Annotated in this window: 16 protein-coding genes and 1 tRNA gene; 7 read left to right on the forward strand and 10 right to left on the reverse strand. The window is 65.7% G+C overall.

Going from position 1 to position 15594, the window contains the following annotated elements:
• Together BH95_RS26510 and BH95_RS26515 are read right to left on the reverse strand one after the other, a co-directional pair.
• Positions 1-73 (reverse strand) — tRNA-Arg (locus BH95_RS26510).
• A 257-nt stretch (positions 74-330) separates the two neighbouring features.
• Positions 331-1563, reverse strand: coding sequence for a PucR family transcriptional regulator (locus BH95_RS26515; RefSeq protein ID WP_019664443.1), 1233 nt, complete (start codon positions 1561-1563; stop codon positions 331-333).
• Positions 1564-1923: 360 nt separating this feature from the next.
• Between BH95_RS26515 and BH95_RS26520 the strand changes: the two genes are divergently transcribed.
• Together BH95_RS26520 and BH95_RS26525 are read left to right on the forward strand one after the other, a co-directional pair.
• Positions 1924-2835 (forward strand): acyl-ACP desaturase, encoded by a 912-nt coding sequence (locus BH95_RS26520; RefSeq protein ID WP_037161553.1) that lies wholly within the window; start codon positions 1924-1926, stop codon positions 2833-2835.
• A 167-nt stretch (positions 2836-3002) separates the two neighbouring features.
• A complete protein-coding gene (locus BH95_RS26525) occupies positions 3003-3860 on the forward strand; it encodes a universal stress protein (RefSeq protein WP_033190824.1) in 858 nt (285 codons plus the stop codon).
• Between the two features lie 19 nt (positions 3861-3879).
• Here BH95_RS26525 and BH95_RS26530 read toward each other — a convergent pair whose 3' ends face one another.
• From BH95_RS26530 to BH95_RS26540, 3 genes are all read right to left on the reverse strand, one after another.
• Positions 3880-4206, reverse strand: a complete 327-nt coding sequence (locus tag BH95_RS26530; RefSeq protein WP_019664446.1) for a cupin domain-containing protein — start codon at positions 4204-4206, stop codon at positions 3880-3882.
• A gap of 62 nt (positions 4207-4268) precedes the next feature.
• Positions 4269-4772: a dihydrofolate reductase gene (locus BH95_RS26535; RefSeq protein WP_037185063.1), complete on the reverse strand. Its 504-nt coding sequence runs from the start codon at positions 4770-4772 to the stop codon at positions 4269-4271.
• A complete protein-coding gene (locus BH95_RS26540; protein ID WP_020111453.1) occupies positions 4769-5575 on the reverse strand; it encodes a thymidylate synthase in 807 nt (268 codons plus the stop codon). Before BH95_RS26540 ends, BH95_RS26535 begins: the two co-directional genes overlap by 4 nt.
• Before the next feature lie 91 nt (positions 5576-5666).
• Here BH95_RS26540 and BH95_RS26545 point away from each other — a divergent pair, with 91 nt between their 5' ends.
• Positions 5667-6533, forward strand: a complete 867-nt coding sequence (locus BH95_RS26545) for an Fpg/Nei family DNA glycosylase (protein ID WP_026347676.1) — start codon at positions 5667-5669, stop codon at positions 6531-6533.
• On the opposite strand, the gene BH95_RS26550 is transcribed toward BH95_RS26545, so the two are convergent.
• On the reverse strand, positions 6526-8070 hold the full coding sequence (locus tag BH95_RS26550; RefSeq protein ID WP_020111451.1) for a carboxylesterase/lipase family protein: 1545 nt from the start codon (positions 8068-8070) through the stop codon (positions 6526-6528). The genes BH95_RS26545 and BH95_RS26550 overlap by 8 nt on opposite strands.
• Before the next feature lie 65 nt (positions 8071-8135).
• On the opposite strand from BH95_RS26550, the gene BH95_RS26555 reads away from it, so the two are divergent.
• Entirely contained in the window at positions 8136-8711 is a 576-nt protein-coding gene (locus tag BH95_RS26555; RefSeq protein ID WP_037185066.1) for a molybdenum cofactor biosysynthesis protein, read from the forward strand.
• Between the two features lie 3 nt (positions 8712-8714).
• Here the strand turns inward: BH95_RS26555 and BH95_RS26560 are convergent, their stop codons facing one another.
• On the reverse strand, positions 8715-10151 hold the full coding sequence (locus BH95_RS26560) for a dihydrolipoyl dehydrogenase family protein (RefSeq protein ID WP_037185069.1): 1437 nt from the start codon (positions 10149-10151) through the stop codon (positions 8715-8717).
• A gap of 29 nt (positions 10152-10180) precedes the next feature.
• Between BH95_RS26560 and BH95_RS26565 the strand changes: the two genes are divergently transcribed.
• Entirely contained in the window at positions 10181-10939 is a 759-nt protein-coding gene (locus BH95_RS26565) for an SDR family oxidoreductase (RefSeq protein WP_019664453.1), read from the forward strand.
• A gap of 6 nt (positions 10940-10945) precedes the next feature.
• Here BH95_RS26565 and BH95_RS26570 read toward each other — a convergent pair whose 3' ends face one another.
• The 3 genes from BH95_RS26570 to BH95_RS26580 form a co-directional block, all read right to left on the reverse strand.
• Positions 10946-11191 (reverse strand): DUF2630 family protein, encoded by a 246-nt coding sequence (locus BH95_RS26570; RefSeq protein ID WP_019664454.1) that lies wholly within the window; start codon positions 11189-11191, stop codon positions 10946-10948.
• Between the two features lie 63 nt (positions 11192-11254).
• Positions 11255-12463: a hypothetical protein gene (locus tag BH95_RS26575; protein WP_037185072.1), complete on the reverse strand. Its 1209-nt coding sequence runs from the start codon at positions 12461-12463 to the stop codon at positions 11255-11257.
• Complete coding sequence (locus tag BH95_RS26580; RefSeq protein ID WP_027498754.1) at positions 12460-13215, reverse strand: crotonase/enoyl-CoA hydratase family protein; 756 nt, start codon at positions 13213-13215, stop codon at positions 12460-12462. Before BH95_RS26580 ends, BH95_RS26575 begins: the two co-directional genes overlap by 4 nt.
• Before the next feature lie 60 nt (positions 13216-13275).
• Here BH95_RS26580 and BH95_RS26585 point away from each other — a divergent pair, with 60 nt between their 5' ends.
• On the forward strand, positions 13276-13971 hold the full coding sequence (locus BH95_RS26585) for a TetR/AcrR family transcriptional regulator (RefSeq protein WP_037185075.1): 696 nt from the start codon (positions 13276-13278) through the stop codon (positions 13969-13971).
• Positions 13968-15593 (forward strand): acyl-CoA dehydrogenase family protein, encoded by a 1626-nt coding sequence (locus BH95_RS26590; protein ID WP_037185078.1) that lies wholly within the window; start codon positions 13968-13970, stop codon positions 15591-15593. The genes BH95_RS26585 and BH95_RS26590 overlap by 4 nt, the downstream gene beginning before the upstream one ends.
• Position 15594 lies beyond the last annotated feature (1 nt).

Here is a 15594-nt window from a genome sequence, read left to right on the forward strand (position 1 = left end):
TGCCCTCGGCAGGATTCGAACCTGCGACCTACCCTTTAGGAGAGGGTTGCTCTATCCCCTGAGCTACGAAGGCGAGTTGTGCACGTGCGAGTGTACCGGCTCCCTTGGGCGAGATGAACTCGTGCCCGCTACGCCCATCGAGGGCTGGTGAACGCGAGAAGCCGCCCACACGAATGTGGGCGGCTCCGCTGACAGTGTCCGCCAGTGCGCCTCTCGGCAAGAGGCCGCTCGAAGCGGCAATGTGTTGGTACCCGGGGCATGGATCGAACACTGTCGATCGGTTCAACTCATGCCGGTGGAAAATGATTCCCCGCGTCGCCGACGGACGTTCTAGGCAGCGCCCTGTGCTGCTTCCAGTCTGCGAGCGACCAGAGCTGCCTGCAGATGGCGGATGCCCGACGGCCGTGTCGGGTCGAATCCGGTGAGCTGCGCGATTCTTTTGAGGCGGTAGTCGACCGTATTGGTGTGCAAGTGCAGTTGCCGCGCGGACCGCTGACGGTTGAGGTCGTGCGAGATGTGGATCTCCAGCGTTTCCAACAGTTCCGGTGACGCGTCGAGCGGTTCGAGGATCTGCCGGAGGTGGCGTCGTCCTGGGCCTGGGCGCGTCAGCTGGTACTCGAGAACCAGATCGTCCATCCGGTACAACCCTGCCGGGCGGTGGAGTTGGTGCGCGAGCGCAAGCAGTTCGTGCACCTGGTCCGCGGCCGTCGGGATGTCCGCGGTGGCTGCTTGTTCGGCGGTGACGGTGAGTTGTACTTCGGCGGCCGTGCTGAGGCGGTGCACGAGTGCTTCCACCCATTCCTCGTCCTGCACGCCGGGAATGAGGACGGTGCCGCCTTCGGTGCTGAGCATCGACAGGGGGCTACGTCCGCAGACGGTGGCCAGTTCGGCTTGGACCCGCCGGAGTTTGCGGCGAGCAGCGACGGTGCGTTGGATTGCCGGATCGTTCTCGTCGGGATGAGGCGGCACGGACAGAGCGAGGACGAGGTAGCTGTCCGCGAGCTCGATGCCGGACTGCCGAGCGATCGAGACGGCGTTGTGTCCGCTGAGCAAGGAGGACACGAGGGTGTGCGCGGCGGTGTGGTGCTCGCTCGCGACGGACTGCAGTTCCTCGACGTAGCTCTTCGACGCGGCGATCGAGACTTTCTCCGACAGCAGGACGAACATCCGTGCTGCTTCGATCAGATCGCTCGTGTCGCCTTCGCCTGCGCGTTTGGACACCAGGTTCCAGCCGATCTGAATTCCTTCGTGGTACACGGTCAGTACCGATTCCAGCGGCACGCCCTCGCGTGCCCACTGGCTGGCCTTGGCGCGGAGCTCTGCCAGGTCGCTTTCGTTGGGCGGGCGTCGTTCGTCGAGCATCTGCACAGCGATGCTGATGCATTTGACGGTGAACTCGGTGACGTCGCCGTGCAGCTGTTCGCCGGGCAGCGAGCCGCAGGGTGTATTGGCCGCGAAGTGGCCGACCAGCAATCGCGCGACAGCGCGGAAGTCGCGGAGCGGCGCCGACGCCGGCTGGCCGGCAACCATGATTCCGAGGCTTGTCGTGTTGTGAGCGGTCACAGATCAGCCTTTCGTGTAGGAACTTCAGCTCTGTCCGAAAAAAAGTTACTGATGCGTATTGTTGCGCATCCACGCAAAAATGGTTGGAAACTTGACCGAAACCCCGGCGATTCTGAACCCGAAGTTTGTTTTCAGGCGTCTAACAAACTTGATCATAGGATGTTATCAACGCGTTATCCAGTCTTTCAACGGAGAAATTTGTGAAGGCTCTCAACTCGTCTCGGATTCGGGTTGCGACATTGCCTAAACAATCCGGGGAACCTACTCACGGTGCCGATCGTGGGCTTAGCGTCGTCGTGTGCCGATCGGAGTCTGTGGTCGGCACAGAGAATCGGATCCGATCACGAGGGGGTGGGGACAGTGAACGGAGCACCAGGTCGAACGACCTTGCTTCGAGATCTCGAGCCAGTGATCGAGCAGAGACTCGAGCGTCATCTACGTACCGCGCAGAGGTGGGACCCGAGCGCCTACGTTCGTCCGGAACTGTATTGGGGGCAGCGCCGCTCGTCGCTGACCGAGACGGCGAAGGCCGCGCTCGTCACCACGCTGCTCACACACAACAACACTGCGCTCGCCGACCCGGCCCGAGAGCTCTCCACGAGTTCACCTGCGTGGGCCGAGTGGAGCGCGGTCTGGTCCGACGAGAAGCGTTCACATGCGGATGCGATCCAGCGATACCTGGTCGCCACCAGGAGCGTCGACGCCGTCGCGCTGGACAGAGCGAGGGTGCAGTGCACCACCATCGGGATCGAGTCGTCGATGGAGGGCGACAACTTCCTTCGCTCGATCGTCCACTCCACGATCGATGTCATGGCGACGATGGTGAGCCACCGCAACACGGCCGTCGAGTGCGCGGACCCGGTGGCGGAGGAGCTGCTCGAGCGCATCGTGGCCGATCAGGAGCGGCACGTGGCGTTCTTCTCCGACGTCGTCGCGGGTGCTTTGGAGTCTGCGCCGGCGCAGACGCTCAAGGCGATCACCGAGGTTCTGATGAATTTTCAGCTGCCCGGGAGTGGGCTCGTCGGTTTCGAGCGCAGCGCAATGCTGCTCGCCCGCGACGGAATCTACGATCTCCGTCTGCATCTCGACGACGTACTCCTTCCCGCTGTACGGATGTGGCGCATCTTCGATCGGTCGGCCGTGGATTCGTCCGACCGCAATCGCAGGATCCTGTCCGACTTCCTCGATGACATGGAGGTCCAGGCGACCACCTTCGAGCAACTGCGGATTCGCGCTCGTGCGCGGGACGCAGCAAGACTGCGCGCGTCCTAGAACGCTCGCACGAGACCCCCGGGGGGTCTGTGGGAAGGCGCCCTCTCTCCGGTTCTCCGATGATTGCTCTCGGAGAACCGGAGAGAGGGTACTTGCCGTTCGAGAACCCGCATGCGCCCGTGGTGTGGACTATCGTGTGGGGCGGCACAGCGAGCGGAGGCAGCCACGTGAGCAGCAGCACCATCGTCGTCGGAATCGACGGGTCGGAAGCGTCGGATCTGGCGGTCGTGTGGGCCGCGCAGACAGCGTCCAATCGGGATTGCACCCTGCGGATCGTCGCCGCTGTCGACCTTCCTTCCTATCTACCCGAGGACAACGACGTTCGAGCCGTGTTCGGCTCTCGGCTCGTCGCCGCGGAAACCCTTGCGCGTGAAAGCATCGAGGGCTCCGCGTTGTCCGTTGTGACCGAGGCCCGGGACGGAACGGTCGTCGACGTTCTGCTGTCCGAGTCCGAGAACAGCGCCCTCGTCGTCCTGGGTGCACGCGGGCTGGGCGAATCGGATTCCGGACTGCTCGGATCTGCTGCCATTGCACTCACCGCCCACGCGTCGTCCCCTGTCGTCGTGGTTCGGGGCCGCAGTATCGACGGACGCCCGCCCACAACGGGGCCCGTCGTCGTCGGAGTCGACGGGTCCGCCGTCGGCCAGGCAGCGGTGGCAGCGGCCTTCGACGAGGCGTCGCACCGCGGTGCGCCCCTGGTTGCGGTGCATGTATGGGCCGACGTGGCCCTCGCTCCGATGTCGGCCGTGCCACTGCAGTGGGACGACATCGCGTCGTCGGAGGAAGCGGTTCTGGCGGAAAGCCTTGCCGGATGGCAGGAGAAGTATCCCGATGTCGAGGTCAGGCGAGTCGTCGCGCAGGACAGGCCGGTGCGGGTGCTCGCACAGTTGTCCGAGCAAGCGTCGCTGATCGTCGTCGGGAATCGCGGCCGCGGTGGTTTCCGCGGGATGCTGCTGGGCTCGACCAGCTACGCCCTCATCCACACGGCGGACTGCCCCGTACTGGTTGCCCGAGGCGAGTCCTGACGCGGCAGAGTATGCCGAACTAGACGGCGACGGTCAGTAAGAACGCGACGTCCTCGATTGCTTCGACGCTGTGGCGGGCATCCGGCACTACGAGGAGGTCGCCTGCCGAGCCCTTCCAGGATTTCTCGCCGCTCACCAGAGTGAGCTGACCGCTGATGACGAGGACGGTCGACTCACCGGACAGGTCGTGCTCGGCCAGTTTGTTCCCGGCGGCCAACGCGACGACCGTCTGGCGCAGGTGACGCTGGTGCCCGCCGTAGACGGTCTGCGAACTGCGGCCACTCGACGTGCCCACGGCGAGCTTCAATTGCTGGCGGGCAAGGGCGGTGAGTGACTTCTTGTCCATGCGCCCCAGTATGGCCCAACCGCAGCCGCGGTGAGGGGCATCGGAGCGAAATCCACTGTGAATCAGGTAGTTCGGTAAGCCTTGCCGTACTGGTTCCAGCGGAAGCGGTGGCCGCTCTTCTCGCTGACACGCCACTCGCCGAGCGTTGCCGCCCAGCCGTCGGGAATGTGCGGTGCACGAGTTTGTCCCTCGACCGAAAGGTCGATCTCGGTGACTTCCAACCGTGTCGTGAACGGCAGTGCAGCGCGGTAGATTTCGCCGCCGCCGATGACCCAGACCTCACCGTCGACGAGGGCTAGCGCGTCCTCGACGCTGCCGGCGGTGTCTGCTCCGTCGGCGTGCCAACTGCGGTCTCGGGTGACGACGATGTTGCGCCGACCGGGCAGCGGTCGAAATCGTTCCGGCAGCGAATCCCAGGTCCTACGACCCATGACGACGGGATGGCCGCGGGTGATCTCGCGGAAGTGAGCCATGTCCTCGGGGATGTGCCACGGGATGGTCGTGCCGTCGCCGATGACTCCGTCGTGGGCCTGTGCCCAGATGGCGCCCACCGTCGTCGGGCTCATACAGCGACCGGCGCCTTGATGGACGGGTGGTGCTGGTACCCGACGACCTCGATGTCCTCGAACTGGTAGTCGAAGATCGAATCACGCTGTGCAAGCTTCAGTTTCGGGTACGGGAACGGTTCCCGGCTCAGTTGCTCGGCAACTTGCTCGCGGTGGTTGTCGTAGATGTGGCAGTCGCCGCCGGTCCACACGAAGTCGCCGACTTCGAGGCCCACCTGCGCAGCGACCATGTGCGTCAGCAGTGCGTAGCTGGCGATGTTGAACGGAACTCCGAGGAACAGATCGGCGCTGCGCTGATAGAGCTGGCAGGACAGTTTGCCGTCGGCGACGTAGAACTGGAAGAAGGCATGGCAGGGCGGCAGTGCCATCTGCGGAATCTCGCCGACGTTCCACGACGAAACGATGTTGCGTCGCGAATCGGGATCCGAGCGCAGAAGGTCGAGAGCAGCCGAGATCTGGTCGATGTGCTCGCCCGACGGTGTCGGCCACGACCTCCACTGGACCCCGTAGACGGGACCGAGTTCACCGTCGGGTGCTGCCCATTCGTCCCAGATGGTGACGCCGTGCTCCTGCAGCCAGGACACGTTGGAGTCGCCGCGGAGAAACCACAGCAATTCGTAGACGATCGACTTCAGATGCACCCGTTTGGTGGTGATCAGCGGGAATCCCTCGGCGAGGTCGAACCGCATCTGGTGGCCGAAGACGCTGGTCGTGCCCGTCCCGGTGCGGTCGGACTTGGCGGTGCCGGTCGCGAGTACGTGCCGCAGCAGATCTTCGTACGGGGTGGAAACCATGTGGAACATTATGCGCTCCGTGCTGTCGATCCGCGCCGAGCACCCGACCGGCGCTGTGTCGATGGTGCGCAAGTGTCGGCGCCGAGCGCATAATTGCGCCATGCCCGAGTTGCCCGAAGTCGAAGCTCTCGCCGGTTTCCTCCGTGAGCACGCCGTCGGCGCTGTGATCGGTCGTGTCGACATCGCCGCACTGAGCGTGCTCAAGACGTTCGATCCGCCCATCACGGAGTTGCAGGGACGAGACGTGACCGACGCAGCGCGGTTCGGCAAGCACCTGGCTGTCCAGGCAGGGGATCTCTGGCTGATCACGCATCTGTCCCGCGGCGGATGGCTTCGGTGGACGGACAACCCGTCGGCGGCTCCACCGAAACCGGGGAAGGGTCCGCTGGCGCTCCGTGTCCACTTCTTCACGCCGGAGGGGCTGACCCCCGCCATCGACCTCACCGAAGCGGGCACGAAGAAACGGCTGGCAGTCTGGGTGGTGCGTGATCCGCAGGAAGTGCCGGGCATCGCTCGCCTCGGTCCCGACGCCTTGGCCGTCACGGAAACGGAATTCGCGGACATCCTGAAGGGGACGACGGCTCGGCTGAAGACGGTTCTCGTCGACCAGTCGATGCTGGCCGGGATCGGCAACGCCTACTCCGACGAGATCCTCCACGTGGCCAAGCTTTCACCGTTCGCGTCGTCGGGCAAGCTCGATGCCGAGTCGGTCGGAGTGCTGTACGCCGCGATGCGCGAGGTGCTGCTGGACGCCGTCGCCAGGTCGACCGGTCAGGATGCGGCCCGGCTCAAGGGCGAGAAGAGGTCGGGAATGCGGGTGCATGCCCGGGCGGGTCTGCCGTGTCCGGTCTGCGGGGACACCGTCCGCGAGGTCTCCTACGCCGAACGTTCCTTCCAGTACTGCGCGACGTGCCAGACATCCGGCAAGATCCTGGCGGATCGCCGGATGTCCCGCCTGCTCAAGTAGCGGACGCTTCGGTCTTCTGGCTCGCGTAACCGCGGTAGCCCTCCCAGGCCCGTCGCCGATCGCTGCGCGGGTCACGTTGGACCCGGGTTCTGGTGTCGAAAATGAGTGTCTCGCGCGTACTTTCGTCGTACTTCGGCCAACTCGGGAGCGGCGAGCCCGTGCGCGCGAACTCCAACCACTGCGACTGGACGTGTTCGGTGACCTCCTGGAAGGCGCGTCGTCCACCGGGAACGGTCATCAACTTGCCGAACGACGTCTCGTTGATTCCGAACACTGCGAACAGTTCGAATCCATGTGTGGCGTCGAGTCCGAGCCACTTCATCACCCGCGGCGCGAAATCGAATCGATAGCTGTAGGTCGGAGCCCTGCGCGAGTGTGTTTCCGCGACCTCGATGGACGGTTTCCAGAACGTGAAATCGCCTCCGACGTCGATCGCTGCCGATTCCTGCGGATAGTCGGGGTACGCCTCGAGGACAACGTCTTTCGCGGCAGGGTCGGTCAGTGCGAAGAGTGTGTCGATGCGTGACGGATTGGTCGGGAGGGCGTCGAGCACCTTGGGGAACAGCGTGCCCTCGCGTCCGTTGGTGCCGATGATCAGCGGAACCGCGTGGGCAGTGCCGTCGGCGCAGGCGTCGACCGGGTTCTTCGGCAGAAAGTCACCGTCGACGACCGGGCCGAACGGATGGAGGCCGGGAGTGCTCTTGACGACCGACAGAGCCAGCTTCGAGCCCGTGCTGCCGAGAGTCTTCACGTCGGCGCTGTCCAGGGTGCTCGCTACGTTGCCTCCGTCGCCGAGGAGTTCGACGAACTGACGTGCCCAGTCCGTCGCTCGGTCCTGGGTGGCGACGAGTCCGGGAGCCGAACTTTCTGCGATGGCCCGCGCGAACAAACCCTTCGCCGACGGTGTCGCCAACAAAGTCGTCACCGCGTTGCCGCCGGCGGATTCGCCGAAGACGGTGACGTTGTCCGGATCGCCACCGAACGCGCTGATGTTGCGCTGCACCCATTCGAGCGCGGCCACCTGATCTCGCAAGCCGAGATTGGAGTCGAATTGCCTGGTCGGTGTCGAGAACTGGGAGAAATCGAGGTAACCGAGCGTGCCCAGGCGGTAGTTGATGGACACGTAGACGATTCCGTCCCCGTCCTTCAGCGCCCGACGCACCAACGAGCCCCCGCCGTAGAGCGGGGTGGCCGACGTTCCCAGCGTGTAGGCGCCGCCGTGGATGAAGACCATGACCGGCAGAGACCCCACGCTCCGGCGTCCGGGAGCCAGAACGTTGAGGGTGAGGCAGTCCTCGCTCGACGGTTGGTACTTGTTCACCGACAGCATGGTTCCGCGCTTGTGCTGGACCGAGGCGTTGCCCCATTCGGTGGCGTCCCGCACTCCGGTCCACGGCGCTACCGGCTGTGGTGCGCGCAGGCGGAGCGGGCCCACCGGAGGAGCTGCATAAGGGATTCCCCGCCACGTGACAAGGTCAGCCACGGTCTTTCCCTGCAGGACGCCGTCCACGGTGGTGACTCTGGTGTTCGCGAGCATGACACGCAGTCTACGCGGAGATCTTACCGACGGGTAAGTATCGGGGAGTATGGACAATCGGGGTCATGGAGTTCCAGTACCGCGCCGATGTGGTGCAGCTGCTCGTCTCGCCCGCCCACGCGTATTTCGGCCGCGCCAAGGACGGACCTGCGAAGGAGGTGCCGACGCAGTTCCCCGAACAGGTGGACATCGTTGCGCACAAGGGAATTCGCGGTGACCGCTTCTTCGGCGTCAAAGCGCACACCGAAGCCGCGGTGACGTTCCTGGCCGCCGAGGCGTGGGACGCCGTCGGCGACGCACTCGGAATCTCGATGCCCGACACCGCGGTGGCCAGGCGAAACATCGTCGTACGCGGTCTGGAACTCGATCCGTTGCGCGGTGAGGAATTCGAGCTCGATTCCGGTGACGGTCCGGTGAGATTTCGAGGCGGCAGGCCGGCGCATCCCTGCGTGTGGATGGACACCATGGCGGCCGAGGGTGCGCGCAAGGCTCTGATCGGCCGCGGAGGGCTCCGCGCCGAGCCGCTCGCCGACGGGATTCTCCGCGTGGGAACCGTGGTCGTCGGATCGCCCGTCGAACTGCGTGCCGTCGACGCGGCACGGCAGGTCAAACGGGCTCAGCCACTCCGCGACGGGCGATGAACCCTAACCGCGCCGGGATTCGAGGAGGCGCAGCCAGACTTCGCTGACCGTGGGGTACGACGGTACGGCGTGCCACAAGTCGTCGAGCGTCACCTTGCCGACGACGGCGACGGTGGCGGCGTGGACCAGTTCGTCGACGCCGGGTCCGACGAAGGTGGCGCCGACCACGATGTCCTTCGCTCTGTCGACGACCAACTGAGCGTGCCCGGAGTAGTCGTCCTGCTGAAGCGACGATCCCGCGACCTCGATGTCGACCCCGAGGATTTCGACGTCGATGTCCGCCGAACGCGCCTGCTTCTCGGTGAGACCGACGGACGCGACCTGCAGCGGGGTGAACACCACCTGCGGCACCTGTCCGTGATCGGCCGAGGCGGTGAAGCGCTTGCCGTTCAACGGCTTTCCGTCGGCGCGGGCGGCGATGACGTCGCCGACCACGCGCGCTTGGTATTTGCCCATGTGGGTCAGCGGCGCGCGACCGTTGATGTCGCCTGCCGCATAGAGCCAGGGGACACCGGGTACCTGGAGGTGGTCGTCGGTGTCGACGTAACCTCGATCGTCGACCCCGATGGACGACAGACCGAGGTCGGCGCTCGCCGGCGTGCGGCCTGCGGCGACCAGGATCTCGTCGACGACGATCGTCTCGCCGTTCACCGTCAATTCTGCTGCGCCACCATGGATTCTGCCGATTCCCGTGTCCGACGCGTCCGGCCGCGACACGGCTGTGAGGTCGGCGTCGAACAGTATCGTCGCGCCGCGGGATCGAAGCGCGTCGGCGACGAGGTCGCTCGCGAAGGGTTCGGCGCTCGCCAGCAGGGCCGAGCCGCGCACGATCATCGTCACCTCGGCGCCGAACGACAACAGCCACGTCGCCGCTTCCGACGCCACCACACCGCCTCCGATGACGGCGACTCGGTGGGGGATCTCGTGAATGTTGGTGGCGTCGCGGGAAGTCCAGGGGAGTGCGTCACGCAGGCCAGGGGTGCCCGGAACCGACGCGGTGGTCCCGGTCGCGAGGACGACGGCGTGCCGGGCCGTCAAGGTGCGCCCGCCGACGTCGACCGTTCGGTCTCCGGTGATGCGGCCGTGGCCGCGGACCACGGAGATCCCGGCGGACTCGGCCCACGACACCTGCGAGGAATCGTCGAGGGAATGGGTGAAGGATTCCCGACGCGCCAGCACGGCGTCGACATCGAGGCCGCGGTCGCCGACGAGTTCCTTCACCCCCGGCATGTTGCGTGCGGTGGTGAGCACTTCGCTGGGCCGCAGCAACGCCTTGCTGGGCATGCACGCCCAGTAGGAACACTCGCCGCCGACGAGTTCGTGCTCGACGATCACCGCGGTGCGGTCGCTGCCTGCGATGGCGTAGCTCGCGGCGTTCTCGCCGACGGGGCCCCCGCCGACGACGATGACGTCGAATTCGTCAATAGTGTTCACGGTCATCTTTCAAGAGTGGCATAGGGTCTTCGGGCATGGGGACGATGCGGAACAAGATTCTGATCACCGGTGCAAGCTCGGGGCTCGGTGAGGAGATGGCCAAGCGATTCGCCGCGCAGGGTAAGGATCTGGCCCTGTGTGCCCGACGCCTGGACCGGCTGGAGGCGCTTCGCGACGAGCTGATCGTGGCCAACCCCGGCGTCACCGTCGCCGTCAGAGCGCTGGACGTGACCGACCACGATGCCGTGGGCCGGGTGTTCGGCGAGTTGCACGACGAACTCGGTGGACTGGATCGGGTTGTCGTCAACGCGGGGCTCGGCAAGGGCGCAAAGATCGGTACCGGCCGCGCCGACGCCAATCTCGCCACCGCCCGAACCAATTTCGTCGGCGCGCTGTCACAGATCGAGGCAGCGCTGGAGATTTTCCGCAAGCAGAAGTTCGGGCACCTGGTGCTCGTGTCCTCGGTCAGTGCCGACCGCGGACTTCCCGGTCCCAAGGCGGTCTACTCCGCGAGCAAGGCGGGCGTTGCGGCGCTGGGTGACGCCTTGGCCACCGAACTCTCCGGCACCGACATCGTCGTCACGACGCTGTTGCCGGGCTTCATCGAGACGGACATGTCCGCGAAGGCCGGCGACAAGAGCGTGCTGACGGCGAGCCTCGACCAGGGCGTGACGGCGATGATCAGCGCAATCGAGAAGGAACCGAGGCGCGCAGCGCTGCCTGGCCTGAAGTGGCGGGGCATCGATGTCGCGCTGCGGTTCCTGCCCAATCGGATCACCGACAGGCTCGTCTGACGCGGTCTACTGGAGGTAGTGCTCCACCTGCTCGACGCTGCCTGCCTGTGCGTCGTCCGGGTCGAGTCCCGCGTCCAGACGCGCTCGGCGCTGCCGAAGCAGATCCCAGCACTGGTCGAGTGCGTGCTCGATCTTCGTCAGCTCGGCCTTTTCGTCTGCCGGATCGATGTCGCCTGCCTGGGTGTCGGACCGAAGTTTGTGCTCGGTGGCCACCAGCTGCTGGATCGTCGTGTAGATGTCGTGCTCGCTCATAGCGACCACGGTAGACCGGTACGAGCCGTGACGACCCCCTGCTACCACCAAATTCTCGGTGGTTCACCACGGCGTGGCGTTCAGACCTCGCCGGGCCAACACCTGGGCCGCGACCTCGCCGAGAACAGTCGCGTATCGAGGCTCGGTACCGACGAGTGACAGCGTCGAACGGTTGTCGAGGAAGGACACGTAGGCCGAGACCGCAGTCGTGGTGCGTGCACGTCCGGCTCGTGGGTGAACAGCGCGCGTCGCGACGCTCGATGCGCGGTGCCCGCCGATCGATGCCACTGCCGCCGGGATGTCGCCGATGTTCGAGCACAGCACCCGAGCAGTTCCGGGCGCCGCCGTCAGTGCAGCGGCACGACGATCGGACAGCAGTTGCACCACCTCGGCAGGAAACCCACCGGGAGCACCGGCGGGACGGGAGAACGCGCTCTTGGTGGCCTGCTTGATCCCGTCGACGGTATCGGTCACCGACAGGTTCAGGGTTGCCATTCCGATGCGGTTCGTGCCGCCTCCGGTGGTCCGAAAGGGAACGTTGATGCGGATCGGTTGCGGCTCACCCAGTTCGGCGGCGATCTCCGTGACGACGGAAATGAACTCCGAGTTTGTCAGGACCGCCTCGACGTCGAAGGTTGCGCTGCTGCAGACGATCTCGTGTGCCGTCACGGCTCGCGACACTCGACGGTAGTGGGTCAGCTCGCGTCGGGACGCCTTCTCGAACGCCAATCGTGCCGCGGCACGCACGGATGCCGGCGCCACCCGTCTCACCAGAGACACCGCGTCCATCACATCCGACGTTCGGCGCGGGGCAGGCTCGGGTGCAGTGCCTTCGAACGCCACTCCGGCTGCTGCCACCAGTCCGGCAGCGTCGGCCAGGGTGTGTGAACACGCCAACGACATGACGGTGCCGCCGGCGTCGGTGGTCGCCACCGCCATCCGCCAACCGGGTCCGAACTCCGGGTCGAGGTCCACGTCGGCCTGTCGGTCGGCCCAGTCGAGGATCTCGGAGGTCTTGATCGGCGAGGGTTCGAAGGCCAGCGGATAGGAGTGCGCCTCCTCGACCCAGCGTCGACGTGCGCCGGGAACTCTGGGGCTGACTATTCGTCGGCCCAGACGTCCGAGACTCAGGTTGGCGTGGACGGCAGCGAAGTCGACTCGATCGACCGCGTCGTCGCTACGCCAAATACCCTGCAGTGCAATGGGTAAGCCGTAACCCCTGTGTGTTCTGAGGAAGATCTCGTCGACGACGGACAGTCGGCCCGGAGTCAACGCCCGTGTCTTCCCGCGCCCGACGCGAAGTGCTGTGCACCGCTGAGTGCATCTGCGGCCATCGAGATGGCGCCGTGCCGGAATTCGTTCACGATGGCCGCCTCCTCGTCGAGTCCGTCCTGCTCGAGCAGGGACAACCGATCCTCCCGCATGCAGGTCTGTGGCAGCAAGGCCAGTTCCGCTGCGAGTGCTTCGGCCTCGGAGCGGGCACGCCCGACAGGAACGACACGGTTGGCGAGACCGATGGCGAGGGCTTCCTCGGCGTCGACGGCGCGACCGGTGAGGATCAGATCCATGGCGCGCGACGTGCCGATCAACCGAGGAAGACGCACGGTACCGCCGTCGATCAGCGGAACACCCCACCGCCGGCAGAAGACTCCGAAAGTGCTGTCGTCCTCGATGATTCGGAGGTCGCACCACAGAGCGAGTTCGAGACCGCCGGCAACCGCGTACCCGGAGACAGCGGCGATGACGGGCTTGGACAGGCGCATACGCGTCGGGCCCATCGGTCCGTCGCCGTGTTCGGTGGCGTGGTTGGAGCGTTCGGTGCCGAGCGCTTTGAGGTCTGCACCGGAACAAAAAGTTCCGCCCTCGCCCCACAGGACCGCAACTGCGGCCGAGTCGTCGGCGTCGAACTCCTCGAATGCGCTGACCAACTGCTCCGCAGTGGGACCGTCGACGGCGTTTCTCGCCTCCGGCCTCGACAGGACGACGGTGGTGACGGGCCCCGAGCGTTCGATCCTCACTGGCATGACTCGACCGTACTCGAGAGGGCTTGCCTGAAGCAATGAATCAGTGCTTCACTTCTTGGCATGCCCTACCGACGGACCTCCGCCGTACAAGCACGAATCGACGCCGGACGAGAGAAACTGTTCGACGCCGCCGTCGAGGTGCTGTCCTCACAGGGCTACCGAGGGCTGTCCATCGCGTCCGTGGCCGCAGCTGCGGGAGTGTCGGCGGGAAGCGTCTACACGCACTTCGACAGCAAGTCCGACCTCGTCGTCGCGATCTTCCGCACCGTCTGTGGACGGGAAGTTCAGGCCGTCGTCGACGCAGCCGGCGCGAGTGGAGCCCGCGGAATGAGCAATTCAGGCGCGAGTGGAGCCCGCGGAATGAGCAATTCAGGCGCGAGTGGAGCCCGCGGAATGAGCCGAACGGGGTCAGGGAGCGTCGTGGAACGGGTCACGGCGATCGTCGAGACCTTCGCCGGGCGCGCGATGAAGAACCGCACCATGGCCTACGCGCTGCTGGCCGAGCCCGTCGACCCAGCCGTCGACGCCGAGCGTCTGGTGTTCCGCCGCAGCTTCGCCGCGGCGATCGGCGATGCCGTGGCCGACGGCATCGCGGCGGGGGACATCCCCGAGCAGAACGTCGAGATCGCTGCCGCGGCCCTCGTCGGAGCGGTGGGGGAAGTGCTCGTCGGCCCGTTGAGTCCGGACCGCACCGACACCGCCGACGTGATTCCGGATCTAGTTGCATTCGCCCTGCGATCGTTAGGAGTGTCATGACCTTCCCAGCCACCCACACAGTCTTCAACCAGGTCCCCGATCTGCTTCCGTACGACACGTCCGACGACACATCGCTGCTCGAGGGTCTGCGCCGCGAAGGGGGCGGGTGGGCCGAGGACGAGGTTCGGCAGCTCGGAGCTCGCGCGGGAAGCGTCGAGGCCCAGGAGTGGGGACGCCTCGCGAACGAGGACCCGCCTGTCCTGCACACGCACGACAGGTACGGCAATCGCGTCGACGAGGTCGAGTTCCATCCGCACTGGCACGATCTGATGAACGTCGCGATCGAGAACGGACTGCACGCGACGCCGTGGCAGGACGCCCGGCCCGGGGCGCACGTCGCGCGGGCGGCGAAGTTCTACGCGTGGGGCCAGGCCGACGCCGGCCACATGTGCCCCATCTCGATGACCTACGCGGCCGTACCCGCGTTGCGGCACAACCCGGACCTGGCCGAGACGTACGAACCGCTGTTGGCGTCGACCCACTACGATTTCGGGCTCCGCATCCCCACCGACAAGCGCGGTCTGACCGCGGGGATGTCGATGACCGAGAAACAAGGCGGCTCGGACGTCCGGTCGGGAACGACCAACGCGACACCGTCCGCGGACGGCACGTACACGATCGTCGGACACAAATGGTTCACGTCCGCGCCGATGTCGGACATGTTCCTGACCTTGGCGCAGGCACCAGGCGGGCTGTCCTGTTTCCTGCTGCCGCGCGTGCTGCCCGACGGCTCCCTCAACCGCATCCAGGTGCAACGGCTCAAGGACAAGCTGGGCAACAAGTCCAATGCGTCCGGTGAGCTCGAATACCTCGGTGCCACAGGATGGCTCGTCGGCGACGAAGGCCGGGGCGTGAAGACGATCATCGAGATGGTCAACATGACCCGCCTCGACTGCGTCATCGGTTCCGCAGCAGGAATGCGCAATGCCGCCGTTCGAGCGGTGCATCACGCTCGGCACCGCTCCGCCTTCGGTGCCGCCCTGATCGAGCAACCGTTGATGCGGAATGTGTTGTCGGACCTGATCGTGGAATCGGAGGCCGCGACAGCGGCAATGATCCGCCTGGCCGGAGCGACCGACCGGTCCGCGCGTGGAGACACGCAGGAGACCGAATTGCGCCGAATCACGTTGGCCATCACCAAGTACTGGGTGTGCAAGCGTGCACCGTCCCACGCGGCCGAGGCGTTGGAATGTCTGGGCGGCAACGGGTACGTCGAGGAATCCGGTATGCCGAGACTGTTCCGTGAATCCCCGCTGATGTCGATCTGGGAAGGGTCGGGCAACGTCGCAGCACTGGATTCCCTTCGCGCACTGGCCAAGCAACCCGACGTGGTGGAGGCGTACTTCACCGAGGTCACGTCGGCAGCGGGGGCGGATTCTCGTCTGGACGACGCCATCGCGCGCGTGGGCAAGGAGCTCGCGGACAGCACCGACATGGAGTACAGGGCACGCCGAGTGGTCGAACTCATGGCACTGGTGTTCCAGGGGTCGCTGCTGGTGCGGCACGGTGATCCCGCGGTGGCCGACGCATTCTGCGCGAGCCGGCTGGGAGAAGACTGGGGAGGAGCATTCGGGACCCTGCCTACGGGACTGGACACCGCGGCGATAGTGGCCCGAATCTGAG

The organism is Rhodococcoides fascians A44A (assembly GCF_000760735.1).
Classification (GTDB): domain Bacteria; phylum Actinomycetota; class Actinomycetes; order Mycobacteriales; family Mycobacteriaceae; genus Rhodococcoides; species Rhodococcoides fascians_E.

Coding starts and splice junctions, on each gene's coding strand:
- BH95_RS26560 (WP_037185069.1), bottom strand. CDS start 10,151: ATGACCGTGAACACTATTGACGAATTCGACGTCATCGTCGTCGGCGGG.
- BH95_RS26580 (WP_027498754.1), bottom strand. CDS start 13,215: ATGCCAGTGAGGATCGAACGCTCGGGGCCCGTCACCACCGTCGTCCTG.
- BH95_RS26540 (WP_020111453.1), bottom strand. CDS start 5,575: ATGTTCCACATGGTTTCCACCCCGTACGAAGATCTGCTGCGGCACGTA.
- BH95_RS26550 (WP_020111451.1), bottom strand. CDS start 8,070: ATGCTCGCGAACACCAGAGTCACCACCGTGGACGGCGTCCTGCAGGGA.
- BH95_RS26530 (WP_019664446.1), bottom strand. CDS start 4,206: ATGGACAAGAAGTCACTCACCGCCCTTGCCCGCCAGCAATTGAAGCTC.
- BH95_RS26570 (WP_019664454.1), bottom strand. CDS start 11,191: ATGAGCGAGCACGACATCTACACGACGATCCAGCAGCTGGTGGCCACC.
- BH95_RS26590 (WP_037185078.1), top strand. CDS start 13,968: ATGACCTTCCCAGCCACCCACACAGTCTTCAACCAGGTCCCCGATCTG.
- BH95_RS26585 (WP_037185075.1), top strand. CDS start 13,276: ATGCCCTACCGACGGACCTCCGCCGTACAAGCACGAATCGACGCCGGA.
- BH95_RS26565 (WP_019664453.1), top strand. CDS start 10,181: ATGGGGACGATGCGGAACAAGATTCTGATCACCGGTGCAAGCTCGGGG.
- BH95_RS26545 (WP_026347676.1), top strand. CDS start 5,667: ATGCCCGAGTTGCCCGAAGTCGAAGCTCTCGCCGGTTTCCTCCGTGAG.
- BH95_RS26535 (WP_037185063.1), bottom strand. CDS start 4,772: ATGAGCCCGACGACGGTGGGCGCCATCTGGGCACAGGCCCACGACGGA.
- BH95_RS26555 (WP_037185066.1), top strand. CDS start 8,136: ATGGAGTTCCAGTACCGCGCCGATGTGGTGCAGCTGCTCGTCTCGCCC.